This window comes from Aeromicrobium sp. Root236 (assembly GCF_001428805.1).
Lineage (GTDB): Bacteria > Actinomycetota > Actinomycetes > Propionibacteriales > Nocardioidaceae > Aeromicrobium.
Window position 1 is genome coordinate 3,791,097 of the sequence record NZ_LMIS01000001.1, and the last position, 15,770, is coordinate 3,806,866.

Here is a 15,770-nt window from a genome sequence, read left to right on the forward strand (position 1 = left end):
ATGATGCGCGACTCCGGCTCGCCGCGCGTGGATGCCGAGAGCGACTTCATGCGCGCCCGGCGGCACCAGTTCCTCTCGGGACTGGCGGCACGGCTGCGCAACGACACTGACGACGTCGTCCAGTCCCTGTCGTTCGACGAGGTCGTCGAGGCCCTCGGCCGGCGCGCCGAGAACTACCTCGGCATCAAGGTCATCCCGCTCGACGCGATCGTCGGCTCGGTCGACAAGATGCGCGACTTCGACCGCCGGTTCCGCCCGACGTCGGCGGTCAGCCGTCAGCGCTGGGAGCGACTGTCACGTGCCAGCCGCACCGGCGAGGTCATCCCGCCGATCGACGTCTACCAGATCGGCGACTACTACTTCGTGCGCGACGGGCACCACCGCGTCTCGGTCGCTCGCAGCCTCAAGCTCGAGGTGATCGAGGCACGGGTCACTGCGATCGAGACGTTCCTGGCACCGGTCGGCATCGCCGCGCGGTCAGACCTCGAGCTCAAGTACTGGCGCCGGCTCATGCTGCAGCGCGTCCCGTTCACGGGCGAGGCCCGCGCCGCGGTCGCGGTCGACGACCCGTTCGCGTACGGGGTGCTCGCCGAGACGGTCGAGGCGTGGGCGACCCGCACGATGCATGCCGAGGGTGCCTACATGGACAAGCGGACCATGGCGGCGCGCTGGTACGCCGAGGAGTTCGCGCCGGTCGTGCAGCTGATCGAGGAGGCCGGCGTGCGTGGCGAGGACGAGCGCCCCGCCGAGGCCTACCTGCGGGTCGCGGGGGAGCGCTATCGGCTGATCCGCGACCACGCCTGGGACGCCGAGATCATGGACGCGGTCCGCCGCAAGGGCAAGAAGCGCCGCTGAGTCCTCTCGACGGGCTCAAGGATCCTTGAGCCCGTCGAAATGACGACAGTCAGAGCCCGACGGTGAGGTTCTCGCCGGTCGACGGGTCGAACAGGTGCATCTTGTCGGTGTCGATGAACAGCGTGGCGTCGTCGTCTTCCTTGACCTTGCTGTCGGAGTCCAGCGAGACGACGAGCTGCGTGCGCAGCGAGTCGCTGTCGGCCTCGCGGGCGAGCTCCTTGAGCTGTGCCTGGACCTCCGCCTCGGCCTCGTATGGCACGTACGCGTACTGCTGGTCACCCAGCCACTCACGGACGTCGATGTGAGCCTTGAACGTGCGCGACTCGTCGACGGAGCCGGACTGGATCACCGAGACGTCCTCGAAGTGCTCCGGTCGGATGCCGGCCATCAGCAGGCCCTTGCCGGCGGTCTTCTCGGCCTTGGCGCTGGGGATCGAGAACGTGCCGAACGGCAGGGTGACCTGGTCACCCTCGACGGTCGCGGGCAGGAAGTTCATCGGCGGCGAGCCGATGAACCCGGCCACGAAGAGGTTGACCGGCTGCTCGTAGAGCTCGCGGGGGGTGGCGAGCTGCTGCAGGATGCCGCGCTTCATGACCGCGACCCGGTCGCCCAGCGTCATGGCCTCGGTCTGGTCGTGCGTGACGTAGACCGTCGTGATGCCGAGCCGTTTCTGCAGGCGGGCGATCTCGGTGCGCATCTGGCCGCGGAGCTTGGCGTCGAGGTTGGACAGCGGCTCGTCGAACAGGAACGCCTTGGCCTCGCGCACGATCGCGCGGCCCATCGCGACGCGCTGGCGCTGGCCGCCCGACAGGTTGCCGGGCTTGCGCTGCAGGTGCTCGTCGAGGTCGAGCGTCTTGCTGGCGTCGCGGACCTTCTCGTCGATCTCCTTGTTGCTCATCTTCTGGAGTCGCAGCGGGAACGCGATGTTCTCGTAGACCGTGAGGTGGGGGTAGAGCGCGTAGTTCTGGAACACCATCGACAGGTTGCGCTCGCGCGGGGCGAGGTCGTTGACCCGGGTGCCGCCGATGATCATGTCGCCCGAGGTGATGTCCTCCAGGCCGACGATCATCCGCAGCAGCGTCGACTTCCCGCAGCCGGACGGTCCGACCAGGATCATGAACTCGCCGTCGGCGACGTCGATGCTGACGTCGTTGACGGCCGGGAAGCCGTCGCCGTACTTCTTGACGATGTTTTTCATCTCGATGGCAGCCATGGATCAACCCTTCACTGCGCCGGCGGTCAGGCCGGCGACGATCTTGCGCTGGAAGAACAGGACGAGGACGACGATGGGGACCGTGGCGACGACGGCACCCGCGGCCAGCAGCGACGCCGGCCGGTTGAACGGATCAGCCCCGACGAAGAACGACAGGGCGGCGGGAATGGGGCGGGCCTTCTCGGTCGAGGTGAGCGAGATGCCGAAGACGAAGTCGTTCCACGCGAAGAAGAACGTGAGGATCGCCGCGGTGAACACGCCGGGCGCCGCGAGCGGCACGATGACCTTGCGGAACGCCTGCCACGACGTGGCGCCGTCGACCTGGGCGGCCTGCTCCATCTCCCACGGGATCTCGCGGAAGAACGCCGACAGGGTCCAGATCGCCAGCGGCAACGTGAACGACATGTAGGGGATGATGAGCCCGATCCAGGTGTCGTAGATGCCGAACGTGCGCCACATGTCGAACAGCGGCCCGACGAGCGAGACGACCGGGAACATCGCGATGACCAGGGCCGTCGTCAGCACGAACTTCTTGCCCTTGAACTCGAGCCGCGCGATGGCATACGCCGCCAGGGTCGCGAGGATCACCGAGAGTGCCGTCGCGATCAGCGAGATGCCGATCGAGTTGAAGATCGCGTGCCGGAACTGCTCGTCGTGGAGGACGTCCTTGTAGTTCTTCCAACCGGCGCCGCCACCGTCAGAGGGGAAGAAGCCGGGGCTGCCGTTGGTGACGGCCTCCTGGGACTTGAACGACAGCGAGATGATCCAGGCCACCGGCAACAGGCACCAGAAGAGGATGAAGACGACACCGATTGCGGTGAGGATGCGGCCGCGAAGGTCCTTCATCTCAGTTCTCCTGTCGTGCGGCCGACAGGTCGACCTTGAAGAGCTTGACGATCCCGTAGGCCACGACCAGCACGGACAGGAACAGCAGGACGGAGAGCGCGGAGCCGATGCCCAGCTGGAACTGCTCGATCACCTGCCGGTAGGTCAGGAACGAGATCGACTCGGTGTGGTTGGCACCGGCGGTCATCACGAAGATGTTGTCGAAGATGCGGTAGGCGTCGAGGGCTCGGAACAGCACCGCCACCATGATCGCCGCCCGCATGTTGGGCAGGATCACCTTGTAGAGCCGCTGGAACCACGTCGCCCCGTCGACCTTGGCGGCCTCGAGCATGTCCTCGGAGACCTGCGCGAGCCCGGCCAGGAGCAGCAGCGACATGAACGGCGTGGTCTTCCAGATCTCCGACGCCATGATCGCGACGATCGAGGAGTCGTACTTGGCGAACCAGTTGAAGTCGTCGCCGAAGAACGGCAGCCACCCGTTGACGAAACCGTTGGTGTTGGAGAACGCGAACTGCCAGGCGAAGCCCGAGACGACGGTGATGACGCCGTAGGGGATCAGGATCGAGGTGCGGATCGTGCCGCGCGCGAAGATCAGCTTGTGCATGACCATCGCGAACGCGAAGCCGATGACCAGCTCGATCGTCACGGTGACGATCATGATCATCACGGTGTTGCCGGTGTCCTGCCAGAAGAGCTTGTCGCTGAGTGCCGTCCAGTAGTTCTGGAACCCGACGAACTCCTTGTCGTCGGGCGCCGTGAGCGAGTAGCTGAACATCGACAGGTAGAGCGCCCGCAGCATCGGGAAAGCCGTGACGACCAGCATCAGCACGACGGCCGGGGCCACAAGCTTGCGGGCCAACGAGTTCTCGGCGCGCGTCCGGTCCGAGTCGACCGCCTTGGGCGCCTCGTCCGGAGCCGCCGTCTGTACGTACGTACTCACAAGAGCGCCTTTCCCTTGAGGATGGCCGAAAGGAAGTCAGCCGACTTCTTGGGTGTGTTCGGGCCGACCGAGTTGGGTGAGTGCCACCGCGACTGGATCGCGCTCGAGATCTGGCTGTAGAACGCGCTCTTGGGCCGCGGGCCGCCGGTGTCGACGCTCTGGCTGAACAGCTGCAGCAGATCGGCCGGGTAGGCCTTCTTGAGCTCGGCCGAGTCGTAGACCGACTGACGCGAGGGCATCAGGCCCTCGTTGACGGCGAGCGCGGTCTGCGCCTTGGCGTTGGTCACGCAGACGGCGGCGGCCTTGGCGTAGTCGAGGTGCTTGGAGTAGGAACCGACCCCGATGTCGATGCCACCGATCGGCGGCTTGGACTCCTCGCCGGCGACCGTCTGGGGGTAGCGGGCCCAGCCGAGGTCTTCGAAGCCCTTCTTGCCCTTGGGGCCGCTCGGCTTGTCGATGAGGCCCTCGTAGTTCTTGTAGACGAACGTCCAGTTGGTCATGAACTCGCCGGGTCCCTTGGCGGGGAACATCGAACCGAGGCTCGTGCCCTCGTTGGACGTCGTGAAGTCGGGCTGTGCTGCGGGGGACTTGGCGAGCTTCCTGATGACGGCTGCGGCGTCCTTGCCTGCCTTGGAGTCGATCGTGACCTTGGCGTCACGCCCCTTCTCCACCGTTGACGGGTCGAGGATGTTGCCGCCGGCGCCCTGGATCAAAGCGTTGATCCACACGACGTAGGCCTCGTACTTGTTGGCCTGGACGCCGACCGTGGCGCCGTTGTCGCCGGCGGCGTCGATCACCTGGTCCCAGGTGACGGGCTTGGTCATGTCGAGCCCGGCCTTCTCGGCGAGCGAGCGGCGGTACCAGAGCACCTGGGTGTTGGCCCACTGCGGCGCCGCGACGACCTTGTCGTCCCACTTCACCGTCTCGGCCGCCCCCTTGAGCACGTCGGCGTCGAGGACCTTGTCGGCCTGCTCACCCTCGAAGGGGGCGAGCCACTCGGCGTTGGCGAACTCGGGCACGAAGACCGGGTCGAGGCTCATCAGGTCGGTCGAGCTGTCCTTGGCCGCCAGGCGTCGGGCGAGCTGCGTGCGCTGGTCGGTCGCGCTGGCCGGGAGCAGCTGGATCTTGATGTCGTACTTGCTGGTGCTGCAGTCCTTGGCGAGCTTGTTGAGCGTGACCTGCCCGTCCGGGTTGATGTACCAGTTGAGCGATGCCTTGCCGCCGCTGCCACTTCCGCAGGCGGCCAGCACACTCATGGACAGCGCCGCCGCGGCACAGCCGGCAACGACTCGTCGAACAGAACGTACGGCCATTCCTCCCCCAACCCGATCCCGTTCGCGACCGGCACGTGATGCCGGTCACAGGGACACGCCGAACCTAACCGCCTGCCCGAGGGAGCGCAACAGGGAGGTGGTCAGAGATGCAGCCAGACCGTCTCATCCGTGCCGAGCGGGGCCCCGGGCTCGAGCGGCTGGCTCGAGGCGAGGACCGTGGTGCCGTCGGGGAGGGCCAGGGGTTGGTCGCCGAGATTCGCCAGGACGGTGACCTCGCCGGCCGCGGACGTGACCGCGAAGGCCAGGACGGTGTCCGGGAATCCGTCGAGCCACGTCAGGTTGCCGCGGCCGAGACGAAGGGCATGACGAAGCGCCAGCAACGTCCGGTAGAGCTCGAGTGTGGACCCAAGCACGCCGCGCTGCGGGTCGGCCGCGAGTGGTCCGTACTCGGGCGGCTGGGGCAGCCAGGGCTGGTCGCCGGGGCCGAACCCGTACGACGGGGCATCGGCCTCCCAGGGCACCGGTACGCGGCAGCCGTCGCGGCCCTTGGACGCCCCGCCAGTACGCGCGAAGGTCGGGTCCTGCCGGCTCTCGTCGGGCAACTGCGTCGCCTCGGGCAGACCCAGCTCCTCGCCCTGGAACAGGTATGCGGAGCCCGGCAGTGCCAGCATGACGGCGGTGGCCGCGCGGGCACGGCGCAGGCCGAGCTCGGCGTCCGGCTGCTGGTCGTCGGCGCCGATGCCCTCGACGCGGTGCAGGCCCGGTTGCTGCGGGTAGCCGAGCCGGCTCGCGTGGCGTACGACGTCGTGGTTGGACAGCACCCAGGTCTGCGGCGCCCCGACCGCCTCGGCCTGGGCGAGCGAGTGGGTGATCGTCCGGCGCTGGTCGTCCGCGAGCCACGGCGTCATGAGGTACTCGAAGTTGAACGACTGGTGCAGCTCGTCGTGGCGTACGTAGCGCGCGAGCGCCTCGGCGGGAAGGACCCATGCCTCGGCGCACAGGATGCGGTCGGCATCCTCGCCGTCCACGGCGTACGAGTCGGTGATCCGACGCCAGCTGCCGTAGATGTCGTGGACGCCCGGCTGATCCCACATCGGCGCGAGGGCCGTCGGCTCGGACCATTGGTCGTGCTCGCTGTCGGGCAGTCCGTCGGCCTTGACGAGACCGTGCGCGACGTCGATCCGGAACCCGTCGACGCCTCGATCGAGCCAGAATCGCAGGACGTCCTCGAGCTCGCCACGCACCTCGGCGTTGGTCCAGTCGAAGTCGGGCTGGCTGGTGTCGAACAGGTGCAGGTACCACTGACCCGGTGTGCCGTCCGGCTCCGTGACCCGCGTCCATGCAGGGCCCCCGAACAGGCTCTGCCAGTTGTTGGGCGGCTGCTCGCCGCCGTCGCCACCGTCGCGAAAGATGTAGCGCGCCCGCTCCGCACTCCCTGGCTTTGAGGCCAGTGCCGCCTTGAACCACGCGTGGTCGCTCGACGAGTGGTTGGGCACGATGTCGACGATGACCCGCAGCCCGAGCTCGTGCGCACGAGCCATCAAGGCGTCGAACGCCGCGAGGTCGCCGAACACCGGGTCGACGTCGCGGTAGTCGGCGACGTCGTAGCCGGCGTCGCGCTGGGGCGAGGTGTAGAACGGCGAGAGCCAGACGGCGTCGACGCCCAGGTCGGCCAGGTGGGGGAGGCGGGTCGTGATGCCGGGCAGGTCGCCGATCCCGTCGCCGTCGGAGTCCGCCCACGAGCGGGGATAGACCTGGTAGATCACCGCGTCCCGCCACCACTGCTCGCCTGAGCCCGCCATGTTCGCCTCCCTCCGGGCGCCGGACCGGCACCGCCACCAAACGTACGCACGGCGTGGGCGGGCACCGACGTCGGGCGTACGACCGCGCAGGATAGGTTTTGGCCATGTCGCAACGCACCCTCGTCCTCATCAAGCCCGACGCCGTACGCCGCGGACTGACCGGCCAGATCCTGTCGCGGTTCGAGGCCAAGGGCCTGACGATCGTCGCGCTCGAGCAGCGGACGATCGACGCCGCCCAGGCCGATGCCCACTACGCCGAGCACGTCGATCAGCCGTGGTACCCGCCGCTGCGTGAGTTCGCGATCTCGGGACCGCTCGTCGCGCTCGTGCTCGAGGGCGACGAGGCGATCGCGGTCGTACGCCTGCTCAACGGCGTCACCGACGGTCGCCAGGCGGCGCCCGGCACGATCCGTGGTGACCTGTCGCTGTCCAACCGCGAGAACCTCGTGCACGCCTCGGACTCCGAGGAGTCGGCCAAGCGCGAGATCGACCTCTGGTTCCCCGAGCTGTCATGACCTCGATCGGGGTGCTCGGCACCGGCGTCGTCGGTCGTACGTTCGCGTCGCGGCTGGCCGGGCTGGGTGTCGACGTCCTCGTCGGTGCACGTACCGCTGACTCCCCGAGCCTGGAGCCGGTCGCCGCGCTCGGCGTGCGCACGGGCTCGTTCGCCGACGCGGTCGCCCACGCCGACGTCATCGTCAACGCGACGAACGGCCTGCACTCGATCGCTGCGCTCGAGAGCGTCGGCGCCGAGGCGCTGTCCGGCAAGACCCTCATCGACGTGTCCAACGAGCTCCAGCCCGTCGAGGGTGGCTACCCGAAGCCGATGGCGTCGACCGACGACTCGTTGGGCCAGCGCATCCAGGCCGCGTTCCCCGACCTGCGGGTCGTGAAGTCGCTCAACACCATGAACTGCACGGTGATGGTGGACCCGTCGATCGTCGAGGGCGACCACGTGGTGTTCCTGAGCGGCGACGACGCCGAGGCGAAGGACCGGGCTCGCGAGTTCCTCGCGCTGCTGGGCTGGCGCCCCGTGCAGGTCGTCGACCTGGGCGGGATCGACACGGCCGCGGCCGTGGAGATGACGATGTCGCTGTGGATGCGCGTGACGATCGCGCGTGGGTCGAACGCCCCACGGTTCAACTGGGCGATCAACTCCGGCTGACTCAGACGTACGTCGGCTGGCGCAGGTGGTGCACGACCTCGTGGAACTGCCCGCGTACGTCCTCGGGCAGCCAGATCACGTGGTTGGACACCGAGGCGAGGTCGACGTCCTCCTGCAGGGTGACGACGTCGACGACCTGCCGCGGGAAGTCGCGCTCCCGCTCCTCGAACTCCAGCAGGGACACGCGCACGGTCACGCCGAACGAGTTGGGGTTGACCAGCCCGATGCCCCAGAAGTCGGCGGGTTCGTCCGTGGCCTTCTGCTCCAGGTCGATCATGACGCTGCGGGTGTCCTGCTCGAGCGCCGGATGGTCGACCTCCTCGACAGCCGCCAGCTCGACGCGCACACCACGGACCTGACGGCTGCCTGGGCCGTCGAATCGCAGGATGTCGCGCAGCGTCCCGCCGGCGGGCAGCAGCGGACCGCCGAGGTGCGAGCCGTTGACGGTCTGCGTCACGACGTTGGGCAGCTCGTGGCCGTAGATGCTGATCGGCGTGAAGGCGAGCGTCGGCAGGACGGACACCTCGGTGTGGTTCTCGACCGTGAGCACCTGGTCGGGACCGCCGTCAGTGGCCACCGGCACGTAGTTCAGGGAGAACGGGCGCTTCTCGCGGGGTTTGCGTCTCACACCACGAGCCTAGGGCGTGTCAGCCAATTCCCAGCCGGGGTGCGCACCCCCGCATCCCGTCTGACTGCGTTATCGTCTGTCGCCGCACAACCCCGGTGCGTCTCCCTCCTCTGCCTTGTCAGACGGGCGCGGATGCCACGCACCCTGATCGACTGCGAATTGGCTGACACGCCCTAGGGCGTCCACCCGAGCGACGTTTTCGCGCCGCGGGATGCAGCGCCTAACCTAGAGGCATGTCCGTCGAGTCCGTCTTCCCACGCCTTGAACCGCTGCTCCCGTCTGTCGGCAAGCCCATCCAGTACGTCGGTGGCGAGCTCAACGCGACGAGCAAGGAGTGGGACTCAGCGCAGGTGCGCTGGGCACTGATGTACCCCGATGCGTACGAGGTGGGGCTGCCCAACCAGGGCGTGCAGATCCTCTACGAAGTCCTCAACGAGCGCGACTGGATCCTGGCAGAGCGTACGTACGCGGTGTTCTCCGACATGGAGAAGGTCATGCGCGACAACGACATCCCGCAGTTCACGGTCGATGCGCACCGTCCGGTCAGGGCGTTCGACCTGTTCGGCATCTCGTTCTCGACCGAGCTCGGCTACACCAACATGCTGACCGCGCTCGACCTCGCCGGCATCCCGCTCCACGCAGTCGACCGCGGCGACGACGACCCGATCGTCATCGCCGGCGGCCACTCGGCGTTCAACCCCGAGCCGATCGCCGACTTCCTCGACGCTGCGGTGCTCGGCGACGGCGAGGAGATCGTGCTGGCGATCAGCGAGGTCGTCCGTGAGTGGAAGGACGAGGGCCGGCCCGGCGGGCGCGACGAGGTCCTCATGCGCCTCGCCAAGTCCGGTGGCGTCTACGTCCCGAAGTTCTACGACGTGACCTACCTGCCCGACGGCCGCATCCAGCGCATCGTGCCCAACCGGCCCGGTGTGCCGTGGCGGGTCGCCAAGCACACGCTGATGGACCTCGACTCCTGGCCATACCCCAAGAACCCGCTGGTGCCGCTCGCCGAGACCGTGCACGAGCGCTTCAGTGTCGAGATCTTCCGCGGCTGCACGCGCGGCTGCCGGTTCTGCCAGGCCGGCATGATCACCCGGCCGGTGCGCGAGCGCTCGATCGAGGGCATCGGCGCGATGGTGCAGAACGGGCTCGACAAGACCGGTTTCGAGGAGGTCGGCCTGCTGTCGCTGTCGAGCGCTGACCACACCGAGATCGGCGAGGTCGCCAAGCAGCTGGGCGATCGCTACGAGGGCACCAACACCTCGCTGTCGCTGCCGTCGACCCGCGTCGACGCGTTCAACATCACGCTGGCCAACGAGTTCAGCCGCAACGGCCGTCGCTCGGGCCTGACCTTCGCGCCTGAGGGCGGCAGCGAGCGCCTCCGCAAGGTCATCAACAAGATGGTGACCGAGGACGACCTGATCCGCACCGTCGCCGCTGCCTATTCGCACGGCTGGCGTCAGGTCAAGCTCTACTTCATGTGCGGCCTGCCGACCGAGACCGACGACGACGTGATGCAGATCGGCGAGCTCGCCAAGCGGGTCATCCAGACCGGTCGCGAGGTCTCGGGCCGCAACGACATCCGGTGCACCGTGTCGATCGGCGGGTTCGTGCCCAAGCCGCACACGCCGTTCCAGTGGGCCTCGCAGCTCGACCACGAGACGACGGACGAGCGCCTCAAGAAGCTCCGCGATGCTGTCCGCGCCGACAAGCGCTACGGCAAGGCGATCGGCTTCCGCTACCACGACGGCAAGCCCGGGATCATCGAAGGACTCCTGTCCCGCGGCGACCGTCGCGTCGGCCGCGTCATCGAGGCCGTGTGGCGCGACGGCGGGCGCTTCGACGGCTGGAGCGAGCACTTCTCGTACGACCGCTGGGCCGACAAGACCGCTGAAGCGCTGGCCGACGAGCCGGTCGACCTCGACTGGTACACCGTCCGTGAGCGCGAGTACGCCGAGGTGCTGCCCTGGGACCACCTCGACGCCGGTCTCGACCGCGACTGGCTCTGGGAGGACTGGCAGGACTCGCTCAACCCCGACGGCGCCCTCGAGGTCGAGGACTGCCGCTGGACGCCGTGCTTCGACTGCGGTGTCTGCCCGCAGATGGACCTCGAGATTCAGATCGGCCCGACCGGCAAGAACCTGCTGCCGCTCACTGTCGTCTGAGCCGCTCCCGCGCCGGGTCGTCCGAGCCTGCCTTAGGGCGGCTCAGCCGCAGGTCAGGAGCAAGATAAGGCATTCGTCCGATGTGGCGACCCCACCTTAGGAATCACGATGGAGACATCGAGATCGAAGGAGTGGTCACCATGACTGCATCGGACTATGTGGAGTCCGCGCTCTATCGCCAGCGTGAGCAGGAGATGATCCTCCGCAACGAGCGCCGGCGCATCCTGCTGGAACGCCAGGGCGTACGTGCGAAGGCTCGTCGCACGCCCGGTGGTCGGGGTCTCTCGTACGTCGTGCGGCACCGACTGGCGGAGCTGTTCTCGGACGCTCCAGCCCATGGCTGAGCGCCGCCCGGATCCGGACAAATCTGTGGGCGGGAGGTGGCACGATGAAGCCGTGCACCTCCCGCCCTCCAGCGCCACCCTGATCGGCCGCGACGCAGACCTGCGAGAGCTCGATGCGCTCTACGCGCAGGTCGTGGCGGGCGAGCCGAGGGCCGTCGTGGTCGCCGGTGAGGCCGGCATCGGCAAGAGCCGGCTGCTCGCCGAGTTCACTTCCCGGGCCGGCGAGTCGGCGCGCATCCTGCGCGGGCAGTGCGTCGACCTGGGTGAGGTCGCCACGCCGTACGCACCGATCACCGCGTTGCTGCGCGAGCTGGTCGAGCAGGCCGGCACGGACCGCGTGCTCGAGGCCGCGGGCCCCGGATGGGACACGATCGGCGTGCTCCTGCCCGAGCTCAGCGACCACGTGACCAGTGGCGCCAACGAGAATCGGCTCCACGAGGGCGTCGCGCTGCTGCTCGAGCACTTCGCCCGCGAGCGTCCCGTCATCGTCGTGATCGAGGACCTGCACTGGGCCGACGACGCGACCCTGACCGTGTTGCGGTTCCTGCTGCGCGCCGTCGCGTCCGGGCCCATCATGATCGTCCTCACCTATCGCAGCGACGACGTGCACCGCGGCCACCCGTTGCGCGTGTTCCTCACTGAGATCGAGCGCGGCCGACGGGCCAAGCGGCTCGAGCTCCGCCGTCTGACGCGGGCCCAGGTCCGCAAGCAGGCGCACGCGATTCTCGGCCGTACGCCCAGCTTCGACCTCGTCGAGAGCGTCTTCGAGCGCAGCGAAGGGGTGCCGTTCTTCGTCGAGGAGCTCGTCGGCTGCGAGGACTCCGTCCTGCCCGAGACGCTGCGCGACGTCCTGCTGGCGCGCTACGAGCGGCTCGACGAGGCCACGCAGTACTTCCTCCGCGTCGTCTCCGCGGGTGGCCTCCGTGTCGAGCACGAGCTCGTCGAGGAGGTGTTCGACCGCGGCCCCGAGCAGCTCGACGCCGCCGCACGGGCGGCCATCCTGGCCAACGTCCTGCTGGTCGACGACGTCGCCTACACGTTCCGGCACGCGCTGGTGCGCGAGGCCGTCCATGGCGACCTCCTGCCTGGCGAGCGCAGCCGGTTCCACGCCCAGTACGCCGAGGCTCTGGCCGCGCGTGAGAAGCCCGGCGACATCACCGAGATCGCCTATCACTGGCACGCCGCCAACAACCACGCCAAGGCGTTCCCGGCCACCATCGCGGCGATGCGCAGCGCCGCGCAGGCCTACGCCTACGCGACCGCCGCGCAGATGGGGGAGCGAGCCCTCGAGATCTGGGACGCGATCGACGACGCCGAGGCAGTCGCCGGCATGCCGCGCTCCAAGCTGATGGGCAAGGTCGCCGCCTACCTCCACACCGCAGGAGAGCCCGAACGTGCTCTTGCCACGATCAAGCTGGCGATCTCGCTCGACGACGTCGACGGTCCTGACCTCGCCCGTCATCTGATGCTCAAGGCGCAGTGCCTGCACAACATCGCCAAGCTCGGCTCGATCCCATTGCTCCGTGAGGCGCTCGAGCTCGTCCCGCCCGGCGTCAACGAGTCACTGCGAGCGACGATCCTCTACCGCCTCGCTGCCCGCTACATGATCGAGGGCGCCGAGCCCGACGCCGTCGAGCTCGCCACCCAGGCCCTGGATCTCGCGGTCGAGCTGGGCGACCCTGAGGCCGCGTCGGTGGCCTCCAACATCCGAGGCGTGGCACGGGCTCACCGCGGGGACGTCGAGGGTGGCGTGGCGGACCTCGAGCGAGCCAAGGAGCTGGCGCAGGGCAACCCCGATGCGCTCCTGCGGTTCCGGGTCAACTACTCCGACATGCTCAACCTGCTGGGCCGCTACGACGAGTCCGTGGCAGTGGCCGACGAAGGGCTCGACCGTTCCCGCGAGCTCGGGGTCGAACGCAGCTCAGGGGCGATCCTCGCCTCCAACATGATCGATCCGTTGTTCGCACGCGGCGAGTGGGAGCGTGCCGCGCGTCTCCTGGACCGCGTGATCGCACTCTCGCCGCCTTTGACGTTCCGGGTCTACCTGCTGCAGTCCAAGGTGTGGTCGACGCTCTGGCGGGGCGAGCTCGAGGCCGCGGAGCGGATGTTCAAGCACTGGGGCCCGCACATGGTCGCGCTTGCCGAGGTCGAGATCCAGACGCGGCTCCAGTACGTCCGGCTGGCGGGCGAGCTGGCCCTTGCCCAGGGTGATGCCGCCACGGCATGGACGCACCTGTCCCGGGTGATCGAGCCGGACTTCACCTCGCAACCGGGTCATGCACTCGTGATCTACGCGCAGGTTGCCCGTGCACTGGCACGCCTCCGTGAAGAGGGCGCCACTGACGTCGACCTCGAGGACGCCGAGGCGCGCCTCCGCACCCGGCTGGACGCCGACTCGTTCTGGCCGACCGCCGCCCATTGGTCGGCCGTCGTCGACGCCGAGCTCGGCGGGCCCTCACGCACCGGGGACGGTGTTGACGAGTGGCAGCGCGCACTGCAAGGGGTCGACAAGCTGCCCGCCCAGAACCGTCCCTACCTGCTGCTGCGGCTCGCCATGGCGCAGCACGGCTCCGGTCTGCGGTCCGAGGCGGTCGTCACGCTCGAGCAGGCGATCGACGCCGCCAACGCCCTCGGCGCCGGGCTGATCACGGATCAGGCTCGGACGTTCGCGCAGCGTGCCGGTCTGCCGCTCGGCGGGGCGGCGAGCCGGCACGAGGCCGGATCGGTCGAGCTCACCGCCCGCGAGCAGCAGGTGCTGGCCCTGATCGCCGAGGGTCTCACCAACCGGCAGATCGGCGAGCGCCTGTTCATCAGTGTCAAGACCGCGAGCGTCCACGTGTCGGCGATCCTGCGCAAGCTGGGTGCGTCGAGCCGCACCGAGGCCGCGATGATCGCCGAGCGGTCGACCATCCCTGTCTAGGCCGCCTTCACGCTCAACGAGCCGGTTGCCTAGGTATGTCTGAGGTACCTCAGACGTACCTAGGCCCAGGACCTGAGTGGAAGTTAGGGCATCCGCCCGATGTGGCAGGCCCAACTCAGCGACGAATGTAGGTGATGTCGAAAGGCACTCCAGAAAGGGAGCCCATAATGATCACCGATTTCATCGCACAGGTCGACAGCCAGCAGCGCGAGCGTCAGCTCGTCCAGACGATCGAGCGTCGCCGGGCGACCGCCGAGCGCGTCGCCGCAGAGCGTTTCAACGGCGATCGCCTGGCCCTCATCGCCCACCTGGCCCGCACGGCGCGTGCCACCCGCACCGTCGCCGCGCGTCCCGTCAGCTGCTGAGCCCGCGCGGCCCGTGACCGAGGGTGTCCTCGAGCATCACGGGCCGTGCGACGAACCATCCCGCAACACCGATCACAGCAGTCAGCGACATCAGGGCCACGAGCGGCACGGTCCACGAACCCGTGGCATCGTGCAGCACCCCGGCACCCAGCGGCCCGATCCCGGCGATCAGGTAGCCGGGGCCCTGGGTGAACACCGACAGCGCCGTCGTCCCCGCGGCCGTCCGGGTCCGCTTGCCGATCATGGTCAGCGTCCAGGTGAACGCACCGCCACCGAGACCCAGCAGCACCGCCCAGAGCCACGTCGACGTGGTCGGGGCGACCAGCACCCCCAACCAGCCGCAGGCGGTCACCACCGCGAAGACGACCGGCAGGACCGGTCGTTCGCCGACGATGCGCATGAGCCACGGCAGCCCGAGCGTCAACGGGATCCCGACTCCACTCAGCAGCCCCAGCATCGCCCCGGCGCGTGCGTCACTGAGCCCGGCGTCCGTCAGGATCTCCGGCAACCAGCCGAACTGGGCGTACGCCATCGCCGACTGGGAGCCGAACAGCACGAGCATGGCCCACGTGAGTGGCGATCGCAGCACGTCGCGCGAGGCGAGCCGCTCCGAGCCAGTGGGATCCGTACGAACGTCGTGACGCAGGAACGCCAGCCATGGCAGCAGGGCGACGAACGCCAGCCCGGCCCACAGGCCCAGGCCCTGCCGCCAACCGCCGAGAGCATCGGAGAGTGGCACGGTCGAGATCGATCCCAGGCTCGCGCCGGCCATGAGCGACCCGCCGTAGAGCGCGCTCATCAGACCGATGCGGTCCGGGAAGTGCACCTTGACCAGCGGCGGAAGGATGATGTTGCCCATCGCCGCGCCGGCGAGGGCCACGGTTGTGAACGTCATGAACAGGGCGGTGTTGTCGACCACGGCACGCAGCACCAGACCCACGGTGATCAGCGACAGGACGAGCGCGGCCGTACGGTGCAGGCCGAGTCCCTTGACGACGCCGTGGGCGCCCACGCCGAACACCGCGAAGCAGACGACCGGGACCGTCGTGACGATGCCGGCGACGGCCGTCGACATGCCGAGGTCGTCGCGTACCGAGCCGAGGACGACGCCCAGGCTGCCCACGGCGACCCGCAGGTTGAGCGCGAGGAGCACGATCGCCGCGCCGACGAGGAGACGGCCGCGCGTGGTCGGGGAAGCGGGGGGAGTCACGAGGCACCATTCAACTCCTGCTGGGCGCAGGTAGCCTCGTCGG

The 15,770-nt window shown here is 68.6% G+C and carries 14 protein-coding genes; 7 read left to right on the plus strand and 7 right to left on the minus strand.

The features are described from left to right. Nucleotides 1–855, plus strand: a complete 855-nt coding sequence (locus tag ASE12_RS19020; protein WP_200955053.1) for a ParB N-terminal domain-containing protein — start codon at nt 1–3, stop codon at nt 853–855. Nucleotides 856–904: 49 nt separating this feature from the next. On the opposite strand, the gene ASE12_RS19025 is transcribed toward ASE12_RS19020, so the two are convergent. The 5 genes from ASE12_RS19025 to ASE12_RS19045 all read right to left on the minus strand — a co-directional run bounded on the left by ASE12_RS19025 (nt 905) and on the right by ASE12_RS19045 (nt 6,930). Beyond that, nucleotides 905–2,068, minus strand: coding sequence for an ABC transporter ATP-binding protein (locus ASE12_RS19025; protein WP_056404200.1), 1,164 nt, complete (start codon nt 2,066–2,068; stop codon nt 905–907). 3 nt (nt 2,069–2,071) lie between these two features. Continuing rightward, nucleotides 2,072–2,914 carry a carbohydrate ABC transporter permease gene (locus tag ASE12_RS19030; RefSeq protein WP_056404202.1) on the minus strand — a complete coding sequence of 281 codons (843 nt, stop codon included), beginning with the start codon at nt 2,912–2,914 and terminating at the stop codon, nt 2,072–2,074. Between the two features lies 1 nt (nt 2,915). Then, on the minus strand, nt 2,916–3,854 hold the full coding sequence (locus tag ASE12_RS19035) for a carbohydrate ABC transporter permease (RefSeq protein ID WP_056404204.1): 939 nt from the start codon (nt 3,852–3,854) through the stop codon (nt 2,916–2,918). Next, complete coding sequence (locus ASE12_RS19040; protein ID WP_056404206.1) at nt 3,851–5,110, minus strand: extracellular solute-binding protein; 1,260 nt, start codon at nt 5,108–5,110, stop codon at nt 3,851–3,853. The genes ASE12_RS19035 and ASE12_RS19040 overlap by 4 nt, the downstream gene beginning before the upstream one ends. Before the next feature lie 158 nt (nt 5,111–5,268). Continuing rightward, on the minus strand, nt 5,269–6,930 hold the full coding sequence (locus ASE12_RS19045) for a glycoside hydrolase family 13 protein (protein WP_056404208.1): 1,662 nt from the start codon (nt 6,928–6,930) through the stop codon (nt 5,269–5,271). Nucleotides 6,931–7,034: 104 nt separating this feature from the next. Between ASE12_RS19045 and ndk the strand changes: the two genes are divergently transcribed. Both ndk and ASE12_RS19055 read left to right on the plus strand, forming a co-directional pair. Continuing rightward, complete coding sequence (gene ndk / locus ASE12_RS19050; RefSeq protein WP_056404210.1) at nt 7,035–7,445, plus strand: nucleoside-diphosphate kinase; 411 nt, start codon at nt 7,035–7,037, stop codon at nt 7,443–7,445. Next, a complete protein-coding gene (locus tag ASE12_RS19055; protein ID WP_056404212.1) occupies nt 7,442–8,095 on the plus strand; it encodes an NADPH-dependent F420 reductase in 654 nt (217 codons plus the stop codon). The genes ndk and ASE12_RS19055 overlap by 4 nt, the downstream gene beginning before the upstream one ends. Before the next feature lies 1 nt (nt 8,096). On the opposite strand, the gene ASE12_RS19060 is transcribed toward ASE12_RS19055, so the two are convergent. Next, nucleotides 8,097–8,723: a hypothetical protein gene (locus ASE12_RS19060; protein WP_056404214.1), complete on the minus strand. Its 627-nt coding sequence runs from the start codon at nt 8,721–8,723 to the stop codon at nt 8,097–8,099. Nucleotides 8,724–8,956: 233 nt separating this feature from the next. Here ASE12_RS19060 and ASE12_RS19065 point away from each other — a divergent pair, with 233 nt between their 5' ends. The 4 genes from ASE12_RS19065 to ASE12_RS19080 all read left to right on the plus strand — a co-directional run bounded on the left by ASE12_RS19065 (nt 8,957) and on the right by ASE12_RS19080 (nt 14,517). After that, nucleotides 8,957–10,888 (plus strand): TIGR03960 family B12-binding radical SAM protein, encoded by a 1,932-nt coding sequence (locus tag ASE12_RS19065; protein ID WP_056404216.1) that lies wholly within the window; start codon nt 8,957–8,959, stop codon nt 10,886–10,888. 140 nt (nt 10,889–11,028) lie between these two features. Then, complete coding sequence (locus ASE12_RS19070) at nt 11,029–11,232, plus strand: hypothetical protein (protein WP_157413061.1); 204 nt, start codon at nt 11,029–11,031, stop codon at nt 11,230–11,232. Between the two features lie 52 nt (nt 11,233–11,284). Continuing rightward, nucleotides 11,285–14,152 (plus strand): helix-turn-helix transcriptional regulator, encoded by a 2,868-nt coding sequence (locus ASE12_RS19075; RefSeq protein WP_056404220.1) that lies wholly within the window; start codon nt 11,285–11,287, stop codon nt 14,150–14,152. Nucleotides 14,153–14,319: 167 nt separating this feature from the next. Continuing rightward, the gene (locus tag ASE12_RS19080; RefSeq protein ID WP_056404221.1) at nt 14,320–14,517 is read left to right on the plus strand and encodes a hypothetical protein; all 198 of its coding nucleotides are present in this window, start codon (nt 14,320–14,322) and stop codon (nt 14,515–14,517) included. On the opposite strand, the gene ASE12_RS19085 is transcribed toward ASE12_RS19080, so the two are convergent. After that, nucleotides 14,507–15,727 carry an MFS transporter gene (locus ASE12_RS19085; RefSeq protein WP_056404223.1) on the minus strand — a complete coding sequence of 407 codons (1,221 nt, stop codon included), beginning with the start codon at nt 15,725–15,727 and terminating at the stop codon, nt 14,507–14,509. The two genes, ASE12_RS19080 and ASE12_RS19085, sit on opposite strands and share 11 nt — an antisense overlap. Nucleotides 15,728–15,770 lie beyond the last annotated feature (43 nt).